This is a genomic window from Deinococcus marmoris (assembly GCF_001949125.1).
GTDB classification, from domain to species: Bacteria; Deinococcota; Deinococci; order Deinococcales; family Deinococcaceae; genus Deinococcus; species Deinococcus marmoris_A.
This window is the reverse complement of sequence record NZ_MSTI01000167.1, coordinates 1-10,211: the sequence shown is the minus strand read 5'-3', so window position 1 is coordinate 10,211 and position 10,211 is coordinate 1. Positions and strand designations below refer to the sequence as shown.

The 10,211-nt window shown below is 64.5% G+C and carries 7 protein-coding genes and 2 pseudogenes; 3 read left to right on the top strand and 6 right to left on the bottom strand.

Translation table 11 applies throughout. From position 1 onward, the window contains the following. From BOO71_RS24310 to BOO71_RS24285, 6 genes and pseudogenes are all read right to left on the bottom strand, one after another. Positions 1-289, bottom strand: a pseudogene (locus tag BOO71_RS24310) (hypothetical protein); the annotation flags it as partial. A 46-nt stretch (positions 290-335) separates the two neighbouring features. Then, positions 336-851: pseudogene (pstS, locus tag BOO71_RS24305) on the bottom strand (phosphate ABC transporter substrate-binding protein PstS); the annotation flags it as partial. A gap of 793 nt (positions 852-1,644) precedes the next feature. Continuing rightward, the gene (locus BOO71_RS24300; RefSeq protein ID WP_075836837.1) at positions 1,645-2,850 is read right to left on the bottom strand and encodes an ABC transporter permease; all 1,206 of its coding nucleotides are present in this window, start codon (positions 2,848-2,850) and stop codon (positions 1,645-1,647) included. Beyond that, entirely contained in the window at positions 2,847-3,509 is a 663-nt protein-coding gene (locus BOO71_RS24295) for an ABC transporter ATP-binding protein (RefSeq protein WP_075836836.1), read from the bottom strand. Before BOO71_RS24295 ends, BOO71_RS24300 begins: the two co-directional genes overlap by 4 nt. Beyond that, positions 3,506-3,958 (bottom strand): hypothetical protein, encoded by a 453-nt coding sequence (locus tag BOO71_RS24290; RefSeq protein ID WP_075836835.1) that lies wholly within the window; start codon positions 3,956-3,958, stop codon positions 3,506-3,508. Before BOO71_RS24290 ends, BOO71_RS24295 begins: the two co-directional genes overlap by 4 nt. 118 nt (positions 3,959-4,076) lie before the next feature. Next, positions 4,077-5,798, bottom strand: coding sequence for an alkaline phosphatase (locus tag BOO71_RS24285; protein ID WP_254843284.1), 1,722 nt, complete (start codon positions 5,796-5,798; stop codon positions 4,077-4,079). Positions 5,799-6,080: 282 nt separating this feature from the next. Here BOO71_RS24285 and BOO71_RS24280 point away from each other — a divergent pair, with 282 nt between their 5' ends. The 3 genes from BOO71_RS24280 to BOO71_RS24270 are packed head-to-tail and all read left to right on the top strand — an operon-like array spanning position 6,081 to position 9,706. Further along, a complete protein-coding gene (locus BOO71_RS24280; protein WP_075836833.1) occupies positions 6,081-7,055 on the top strand; it encodes an ABC transporter substrate-binding protein in 975 nt (324 codons plus the stop codon). Between the two features lie 29 nt (positions 7,056-7,084). Next, on the top strand, positions 7,085-8,614 hold the full coding sequence (locus BOO71_RS24275; protein WP_083653800.1) for an ABC transporter permease: 1,530 nt from the start codon (positions 7,085-7,087) through the stop codon (positions 8,612-8,614). A 9-nt stretch (positions 8,615-8,623) separates the two neighbouring features. After that, on the top strand, positions 8,624-9,706 hold the full coding sequence (locus BOO71_RS24270) for an ABC transporter ATP-binding protein (RefSeq protein WP_075836832.1): 1,083 nt from the start codon (positions 8,624-8,626) through the stop codon (positions 9,704-9,706). Positions 9,707-10,211 lie beyond the last annotated feature (505 nt).

The following is a 10,211-nucleotide window of genomic DNA, read 5'->3' as shown; positions in this document are numbered from 1 at the left end:
CTGCGTCGATCCCAATGATGCTCTCCCTGCCCAGACACTGCTGATCTTGCATCTGCAAGATCAAACTGGTGTTCAACTCCACCCACGGCATTGGTTTCTGGAACCAGGCGCGATGGGTTCGCTCAGATGGCCCGCCATAGCGGGCCAGATTGGTGAAATTCAGTCGTCCAGGAACGACCAGCCACAGCACCAACAGCACCTGAAGATAGGCGGCCTGGGTGGAACGCAGGCTGGTTCCAGGGAGCAGGGCCGCTAGAATCTGGCTGGGGGTCGTCCGTTTTGTTGCCACACATCAACATGGACGATCCCCACCCCATTCGTCAAAAACCTTCCGGAGTACTGACCTTGGACAGATAGTCAGAAAAAACGAAGGTGGTGCCGGAGCCGTCACTACGCCGCGCCACGGTGATCGGCAGCGGGGGAATGGTTACGCCGGGATTGAGGGCGGCAATCGCCTTGTCGTTCCACAGCTTGATCTTGCCCAGGTAGATGTCGGCCAGCACCTTGCCCGTGAACTTGAGGGGCGCGGTCACGCCGGGCAGGTTATAGGAGGGCACCACTGCGCCGATGGCGGTGGGGATATGCAGCAGCTTGGCGGGTGCGGTCTTCATGGTCTCGTCGCTCATGGGGTTGTCGGACCCCGCGAAGTCCACGGTGCGCTCGATGATCTGCTTCTGGCCGCTGCCGCTGCCCACGCTCTGGTAGTTGACGCTCACGCCCTTATCTTTCTTGTATTCGGCGAACATCTTGCTGTACAGCGGGTACGGAAAGCTCGCGCCCGCCCCGGTCAGGCTCTGGGCAGAGGCAGTCGTGGCAATCAGGGCGAGGCCCAGCAGGAAGGTCTTCTTCATGCCCCCGAGTCTGCCCAACTGGTGTCAGCGCTGAGTCATCTGAAATGAAAAAGATGGTGGGGCTGTCAGTTCGCAGTCAGCGGAGTGCGTCGTGACGCACAATAACGTTTGACTTGGGAATGACGGCTGTGTCTTGCCTTGAGGGTCCTGACCTCTCCAACCCGCCCAGGTGAAGGCGGTGTCGCCGCTCTACCGAGCTTGGTAGAGCGTTTCGCTGATCCCGATCAGCCCATAACACGAAGCCACCACACTGCTCCGTGTGTGTTGCGCTGTCCCCCTCCCCCCGCGCCTGGACGCCAGAGCCGTTGGATGACCTTACCCGCCTCGCGAGCAGCGGCCCCCAGCCAGCACCTGGCCACCGATTTTAGAGACGCTCGTCGCGATCCACCCGGGCGCGCTGCGCCCTGCTCTCTGTGCGTCGCCCCGCACACTTCGAAGTACTCGGGCCCGCTGGATATCCCGAGACCATGCTAGGCCTCGAATTGCCCCTCCACACGGAACGCGCCTGGTATGGCCACTCCGACGCCGAGTGGCTGGCCAAGTGGCCCCGCCACCTCGCCGGCGAAGCCCTGCAAGGGCATCTCGAGCGCATCGAAACCCTGTTTGGATAACGACAAGATCCAGAAATTTTACACCGCTGAGGAAAAAGCACCCACCAGCACAGTGTTCTCAGCTCCCTATTACTACGTCTCCAGCTCCAGCCGCTTGACTGCCTGCTGGTAGGCGTCATCCACGGCCACCAGCGACAGGTGCTGATACACCTTTGGTGAACACCTTTGGTGAGTCGCTGTCGCTAGAGGTGTCGCAATGGACTGACCCGCACTGCGCCAATGGCGGGCGGCAGCGCGGCCAGCAGACCCAGCGGAATCAGCGCCAGCGCCCGCACCGCCAGCGTCCAGGTCAACTGCGGCGGCGCAAGGGTAAAACCGAGGCGGTCCCCAAGCAACGTGCCGCCCACGCCGCTGAGCAACACGGCCAACGCCAGCCCCAGTCCCACGCCCAGCGTCACCGTGATCAGGGTTTCGCCCAGCACCAGCCCAAAGACGGTGCTCCGCCCGGCCCCCAGCGCCCGCAGCAGCGCCACAGTCTTCTGCCGTTCCACGGTGGCCGAATGCACGCCCAGCCAGACAGTCAATGCGGCAATGCCCAGCACCAGCAGCGACAGCCCCGCGTAGGCGGCCTGCCCCTGCGCCAGCACATCCCGCGCCCCGGCGAAGACCTGACCGGGAAAGACCGCCATCGCCTCCCGGCCCGCGTTGACACGCTGGGCGGTCACGTAAACGCCTGCCAGTTGATCGGCGGCATACAGCACGGCCGTCACCTGCCGCGTGGCCGGGGTGTCCTGTCCATGCACTTCCCAGATCGTCTCAATGGGCGTCAGCAGGGCACGGTCTACCGGGCCGCCCGTGGGGGCCAGGATGCCCACCACGGTGTATGCCTCATTGTGCTGGGCGCTCCCGCGCTCCTCCTCTGTCTCGCGTTCTTCCAAGCCGTGTGCGCCCTTGAAGGTGCTGCCCAGTTTCAGATTGCTTTCCCGCGCCGCCCGCGCTCCGGCCACGATCTGATGCTCCCCGCTAAAAATCTGGCCCTGGGCAAGACGGAAGTACGGCGGATCTTTGGGCCTGAGGCGCTGGTCAAAAAAGGCCGCATTGGTGCCCACAATCGGGAAACCCAGGTGGTTGTCGCCCAGGCCAATCGGCACGGCGCGGCGGGTGCCCGGCGAGTCTCGCAGCTCCTCGTACAGCTTCTCGCTGATGTTACCGGTGGGCGTGTCCAGGTAGAACAGACTGGAGGTCAGCGCCTGCGTCGCGCTGCCGGGGGCGGCGATCAGCAAGTCGAACACCTGCGCGGCATCCTGTGCGCCCCGTTCAATCTGGCGCGTGACCAGCGGCACGGTCAGGGCGGTGGCGGTGGCCAGGGCCACGGCCAGCACGGTGATTGCCAGGACACCGGCGCGGGCACGCAAGCCGCGCAGGGCCGTCCAGAGCGCCAATCTCATACGCCCACCACAGCCATCTCCTGCCCCAGTTCCAGCCGCGCGGGCAGGGCGTCGGCCACCAGCGGATCATGCGTGACCACGATCAGGGTCGCGCCCAGTTCGGCGGCGGCGTCCAGCAGCAATTCCAGCGCTGCCCCCGCGCGGTTTCTGTCCAGGTGCGCGGTGGGTTCGTCCACCAGCAGCAGCCCTGGCCGGTGCGCCACGGCGCGGGCCACGGCCACGCGCTGCCGCTCGCCCGTGGAAAGTTGACCAGGGCGGTTTTGCACGCGGTGGCCCAGGTCCAGGCGTTCCAGCGCCTCACGCGCCCGCTGGCGGGGTTGATCGGCCCCAGCTACCCGCAGCCCCAGTTCCACATTTTCCAGCGCACTCAGGCCCGGCATCAAGTGGAAATCCTGAAAAACGTACCCCACATTACGGCGGCGAAAGACCTCGCGGGCCGTTTCACTCGCCGCGTTTAAATTCAAGTCGCCGGACCAGACCGCGCCGCTGGCCGGGCGGAGTAGCCCCGCCAGCAGATGCAGCAGCGTCGTTTTGCCCGTGCCGCTGGGACCAGTGATCGCCAGCGCCACGCCTGCTTCCAGATTCAGATCCGGGTAGCGTAGCGTAACCTCTGGCCCGTATTGCACGCTCAGATTCTCGGTGCGGAGAGCAGCGCTCACGCCTTGTTGCTCACTCCATCAGCGTACAGGCGCACCAAGCTGACAAATCCGGTTTCATCGTCGCGCTTGACGCCAATTTCCAGGCGTCCAGTCACGTTCAGGCCGCGCGTGGTGGGGTCAAGCTCGCGCCCCGGCGGCATGATCACCAGCACGATATCGGCGGGCCAGTCGGCGGCGGTGGTGCAAAACGGACAGGTACTCATCGGCTCGCGCGTCAGCACAAAGAAATCCAACCTGGGCTTCAGCGGCGGGGCCATGTAGCCGGTCATCTGAATGGTCTGCCCGCTGAGGGACTTGATCTTGTCGCTGTACTCCACGCCGCGTACGGTCACCCTGCCGTACAACTCATTAAATTTCAGAGCGGGGGGGGCAGCGGCAGCGCCCACACGCGCCAGCCAGCCCGAGAACGGCAGTGCGGCGAGCGCACGAATCAAGGTCCGTCTATTCATCCCCCCATTGCACACCTGGTGGGTCAGGGTGGGGTCAAGCCGGGTGACAGGCTGCCCATGAAGCGAGACGGAAAGCCGCGCACATGGCCGCCTTCCGTCTCTTGTGGAGGTTCAGGATTTATTTGTTCTTCGTTGCGTCCACACCCAGCGCCCGCGAGATGCTGAAGAAGATGTCGGTCTGATCCATCGTGCCGAAGAAGTTCTCTGCGCCCGCACCGAAGGCGAACAGCGGCACTGGATCGGCGGTATGCACGCCCTGGTTGGCGCTGGGCGGCAGGTTACCCGTTCGCAGCACCGAGCCTTCGGCGCAGACTTTGGGGTTGGGGACGTACCCGGCTTCCGCGCCGGTCTTGCCGTTGCTCACAGTGGGGTCCTGAAAGACCTTGCGGCCCAGGTAGGTCTCGCAGTAATCGGGCAGGGCGGCAAAGCCTACGGCATAGGTGCGCGGTGAATCGGGGGTGGGGATGCCGTTGGCGTCTTTCTGGGCATAGGTGGGGAAGCCCGCGTCCTGATACACGCCCACGGCCTCGCGCTTGCCCGGTCCCTGGGTGGCGTCGTAACCCCCATAAGTGCTGATCGAGTGGGCGTGGTCAGCAGTGACCAAGACCAGGGTATCCGGGTGCGTCTTGGCGTATTCCTTGGCGTAAGCCACGGCCCGGTCCAGCTCCATGACGTTCCACACGCCGCGCTGCCAGTCCAGCGGGTGCTCGTACTTGTCGATCATGCCGCTTTCCACCATCAGAAAGAAGCCGTTGGGATTTTTATCCAGCGTCTCAATTGCTTTGCGGGTGCTGTCCCACAGGTACGGCATATCGGGAAAGTTCTTGACGGTTTCCTCGCCTTTGTATTGCGCGCGGTCCAGGTAGCTGGGAATGTTGTCGATGTTGAACAGGCCGAAGAGTTTGTCACTGTTGGCGGCCAGCAGCTCAGTACGGCTGCTGACAAAGCCGTAGCCCAGCTTCTGGCTGCCCGTGATCCAGTCGGTGGTGTCCTTGCGGCGGCTACCGGGGGCGGTGGACGGAATGAAGTCGCGGCTGCCTCCGATCAGCAGCACATCGGGCTTCACGCCACCCTGGAAATACTGGTCCGCGATGGCCGAGTAGTCGCCCCGGCGGCGGGTATGTGCCGAAAACGCGGCGGGTGTGGCGTCCGTCCCGAAGGCGTCGGAGACGATGCCAATGCTCTTGCCGGTGGTGCGGCGCAGAATCTCGGTGATGGTCTCGATGCGCGGGTTGTCCAGCGTGTCCTCGGTGTTGTCGGGGTAGACGTTCAGCGCATTGACCAGCACTTTTTGCCCGGTGGCGATAGAGCTGGCGGTGTTGGCGCTGTCGGCCAGGGCGCTGTCAAACGAGCTGGTGGTAATACTCGCCATACCGCTCAGGCCGCTCATCATTTCCAGCTTGCCGGTGGGCAGACCGCTGCCGGGGTTATAGGGGTGTGCGATCAGTTGCGCGGCCTCGACGGTGTTCCAGCCCATGCCGTCGCCGATGAACAGGATCACGTTCTTGGCCTTGCCCGTCACGGGCGGCGTAGCGTACCAGCGCACGCTCTTGGTGGCCGGGCCATTGTCGTCGGTAAAGTTGACCACCAGTTCGTGCGTGCCGGTGTTCAGGCTCTGGCCGCGCAAAGTCCACTCCACGCTGTCCGCCTTGGTGGTGGTCCGTGTCAAGCCAGACACGACCTGACCATCCAAGGTCACGGCGGCGTCCTTGAATCCTTTAACGCCCTCCGCCTCGATCCGCAGGTCAAACTTCTGTCCGGCCAGCAGTTTCGCGCCGTTGTAGGGATAGACCTGAAATGTGGCGGCAGAGGCGGCTCCGCTAAACAGGAGGGCGGTCATCAGGAAGAATTTGGGCATACGCAGCCATTGGAGACTGGAAATGTCAGTTCTGAATCAGCGCTGTGTCAGCCAGTTGTAAGGTACCCATGCTCTATTTCAAGCCCTCTTCGAGATTGATTTTCATCTTGGTAAAATCGAGCCATCCCCAATCGCAGGTCTCTAAAGACTGTGCCAAGCGCTTCGTAAATCGAATAATAAAGCCTACAAGTGCCGCCTTCGCTAGGGAGCAGGTTAAATGTCACGGCAGACCTCCGCCTGACATCAGCCCGTTAGACCATGTAGATGAAACGACTGTTCCTGACTGCCGCGCTGTCCGGCCTGGGCCTGGCCAGTGCACAGACTGCTCCCGCTGACCTGAGTGGCACGCTGACCCTCTACACCTCCGAGGTGCAGGCCGATGTGCAGGCGCAGGTGGACGCCTTCAAGAAGCTGTACCCAAAAGCCAACGTGCAGCTCTTCCGCTCTGGCACCGGCGAAGTGACGGCCAAGCTCAATGCCGAGTTGGAATCGGGCAACCCTCAGGCTGACCTCCTGTGGGTCGCTGATCAGACGTATTTTGACACGCTCAGCAAGCGGACCCTGCTGGAAAAACTCGATCTCAGCGGCCTGAATGTCCCTGGCAGCGCCGTTTACGGCGGCACCTATGCCGAGGTTCGCAAGCTCTACAACGTTATCGGCGTCAATACCAACGTACTCAAGACCATGCCGAAGTCGTTCGCCGATCTCAAGCAGCCTGCCTACCAGAACAAGCTGGCGATGCCCAATCCGCTGTTCAGCGGCGGCGCACTCTCCACCGCTGGGACGCTGGCGCAGCGGCTGGGCTGGGAGTACTTCGACGCACTGGCGAAGAACGGGATGAAGATCGAGCAGTCCAATCCGGTCACCACCACCAAGCTGATCGGCGGCGAGTACGGCGCGGCGCTGCTGGTGGATTACGCCCTGCGGCGGGAGGCCGCCAAAGGCGCGCCGATTCAGATCGTCTACCCCACTGAAGGGGCCATTCTGGTGCCGACGCCCATCGGGGTGCTGAAGTCCAGCAAAAACAAGGCGCTGGCGCAGGCATTTGTGCGGTTCCTGTATTCGCCAGCGGCCCAGGCGAATTTTTCCAAGCTCTCGTATGTGCCCGTGATGCCGGACGCGCCCCGTCCGGCAGGCGTCCCGGCCAGCGTGCCGACCCTGCCCAGCGCGGCGGCCTACATTGCGGCCAACAAAGCCGAGATCGGCCAGCGCTTCTCGGCCCTTTTTGACCTGAAGTAAGTGGCCCGGCCTCAAGCACAAGCGGCGGCGTGAAACGCCCTACTGTCAAGGCAGGTACCTGGGTAGCCATTATCCTGGCCGCGACTGGACTGTTCGCTCTTTTCAGTGTCCTGGCGCGCGGTCTGCCCGCCGTGCCAGGGGTGCTACGCGGCGACTGGGATGTGGTCCTGACGACGCTAGGCTTGGTGAGCGTGGGCCTGACACTCTCGCTGCTGATCGGTGGTGGGCTGGCGCTACTCACCTGGCTCGCACGGCTGCCCACCGCCGCCGACCTGCTCATTTCAGTCGCGTACCTGATTCCGCCGTTCATTGGGGCGACGGCCTGGCTTGCGGCGCTGGGGCCGGGCAACGTGTTCACCGGACGGGCGATTCTGTCGGTCTACTCACCGTTCGGCATTGAGCTGGCCTGGGTGACGCACTACGCTCCGCTGGCCTACCTGCTCATTCGGGCGGCCCTGAGCGCCCAGGGGGAAGGGCCATTGCTGGCCGCCCGCGTCCACGGTCTGAGCAGCGCCCAGGGGCTGCGGTGGGTGGTGCTGCCGCTGATCTGGCCCGGTGTGGGCGCGGCAGCAGTGCTGATCGGCCTGAGCCTGCTGGGCAATTTTGGGGTTCCGGCAGTGCTGGGTTTTCCGGCCAAGATTTACACCCTGTCCACACTGGCCTACGCCCGGCTGCTTAACCCCACGCTGGCCGATCCGCTCTCGGCAGCCTCGGGGGTGGCCTGGTTACTGGTGGTGGCCGCCCTGCCCGCACTGCTAATCCGTCCCAGAGCGCCAGCAGGTGATCCGGCATCGGACTTCGGGCTGCCGACACCGCGTCGCCTGCGCCGCATGGCCTGGGCAGCCGTCAGCCTGTGGACGCTGATCGCGCTGGCGCTGCCACTCGCAGCCACGCTGCTGCTGGCCTTCAAGCCCGCCTACCGCCCCGGCTTCACACTGGAGAACTTCGCCGGGGCGCTGGCTCTGGACAGCGTGCGGCGGGGCCTGTGGCACTCAGTCTGGCTGGCCCTCGCTGCGGCGGCCATTTGCGCCCTGCTGGGTCTGTGGATCGCCCGCGCCGGACAGGGATCGCGGCTGGCTGGCGCGGCGCAGCGGCTGCTGACCCTGCCGTACCTGCTGCCGGGTACGCTGCTGGCTCTGGGATTGATCCTGACCTTCGGGCGCACCGCGCTCTATGCCACGCCGCTGTTCCTGATGCTGGCCTACCTGCTGCGCTTCCTCGCGCCGGGCGTGGAGGGTGGGCGCAGCGCGGCCACTCCCGGCACGGCAAATCTGGAGTTTGCCGCCCGCCTTCACCGGGTGCGGCGCTGGCAGACCTTCTGGCGCGTCACCCTGCCGCTGGCCCGCCCGCATCTGGTGGCCTCATTTCTGGTGATCTACCCGCTGGCGCTCTCCGAGGTCACACTCTCAGCGCTGCTGTACGCACCGGGCGCGGAAACCGCCGGAGTGGGCGTTCTCAATCTGCTCTCGGAAGGCAACCTGCGCGGGGCCGCCGCGCTCGCGACGGTGCTGCTATTACTGAGCCTGCCTACTCTGCTGGTGCCGCGTGGACGCGCTTAAATGAGGGCCATGCCAAAGACAGAACAAGTGCCCACGCCAGGGTCCACGACCTGCCCGGACGCCCTGAATCTGGTGGGCGTGACCAAACGCCTGGGGCGCAACGAGGTGTTGCAGGGCGTTGACCTGCGGGTCGGGGCCGGGGAGATCGTGGCGCTGCTGGGAGCCTCGGGCAGCGGCAAGACAACCCTGCTGCGGCTGGTGGCAGGGATGTTGACCCCAGATGCGGGCCAGTTGACCATCGGTGGACGCGAGGCAGCGCACTTGCCCCCGGAAGCCCGCCGGCTGGGCTTCGTGTTTCAGGACTATGCCCTGTGGCCGCACCTGAGTGCGAGAGAGCACCTGACTCTGGTGATGGGCAGGGCGGGTGTGGCCCAGCGGGCGCGGGCGGATACGCTGCTGACCACGGTGGGGCTGGCCGGGCTGGAAGAAGCCCGACCCGCCCAGCTTTCCGGCGGCCAGCGGCAACGGGTGGCCTTGGCCCGCGCCCTGGCGGTGGAACCTGAACTCATCTTGCTCGACGAGCCGTACAGCGCCCTTGATCCAGTGCTGCGCGAGACGCTGCGCGGTGAAGTGGCGGCGCTGCTGCGGGCCGAGGGCCGCGCCGCGCTGCATGTGACGCACGATCCCGACGAGGCCATGACGGTGGCCGACCGGATTGTCGTGCTGGGCGGCGGCAAGGTTCTGGATGACGGTTCACCAGAGCGCGTCTACCACTCGCCCGCAACGCTGGGAGCCGCCCGCGCCCTGGGGCGACTGAACGAGCTTCCAGCTCAGGTCAGGGCTGGGGAGGTGTGGCTGGGCGCTTGGCGCGCTCCAGCAGCGTTACTCGACGGCGCGGCGGTGGTCACGGTTCGCTGGGAACACGCACAGGCAGTGAGGAGCCACGGCGCGGCCCTCCAGGCCACATTTGAGCGCGACGCTTCCATGCGGGGCGTCATGTTGGGCCGTTTCCGGTTGTTGGACGGCGCTGTCGTGATGGCCCAGCGCACCACGGCCTACGAACCGGGTGAGGTGGTGGGCCTTGAACTTGCAAGTATTGGCGTTTTCAGCCTTGAACAGGGCGAGCCAGCTACTCACCGGAGGACGCTGTGAATGAGGCCGGGGCAAGCAGACAGTAGCCTGCCGGAGAGGACAGTGGTCAATATGTTGACCATATGGGGTGGTGCACGCCCTTTTGGCCAGTTTGAAGAGCGAGGTCTGGGGCTGCCCCGCTATTGCGTAGTTGAGGTTAAGCGGCTTGACTGACATCTTGCAGTTTTGGAAAAGGATGTCTGGAACGCACTTTTGGCCCCATAGTGAGGTGTGTACCCAAAAGAATCGCGCTCCAGACGGCTTTATTCTGACATTCTGCCTTGCTTTTCTCGCAAGCAACACCGGGAATCCTTCGAGGTCTTCCTCGACCTGCTGCTTGATGGTTCCGGCAGACCTCTGCCGGAACGGGCCACCGTCAAATCCCCCTCGGCGCTCAGCCGCTTTTTCAATCACGCCACCTGGAGTACCCGTCAGCTCTGCCGGGTGATGCGTCAACACGCTCTCCAGACGTTGCAGGATCAGTGGCGACAGCAGCCCCATCAGCGCCCCAGACTGGAACTCCTGG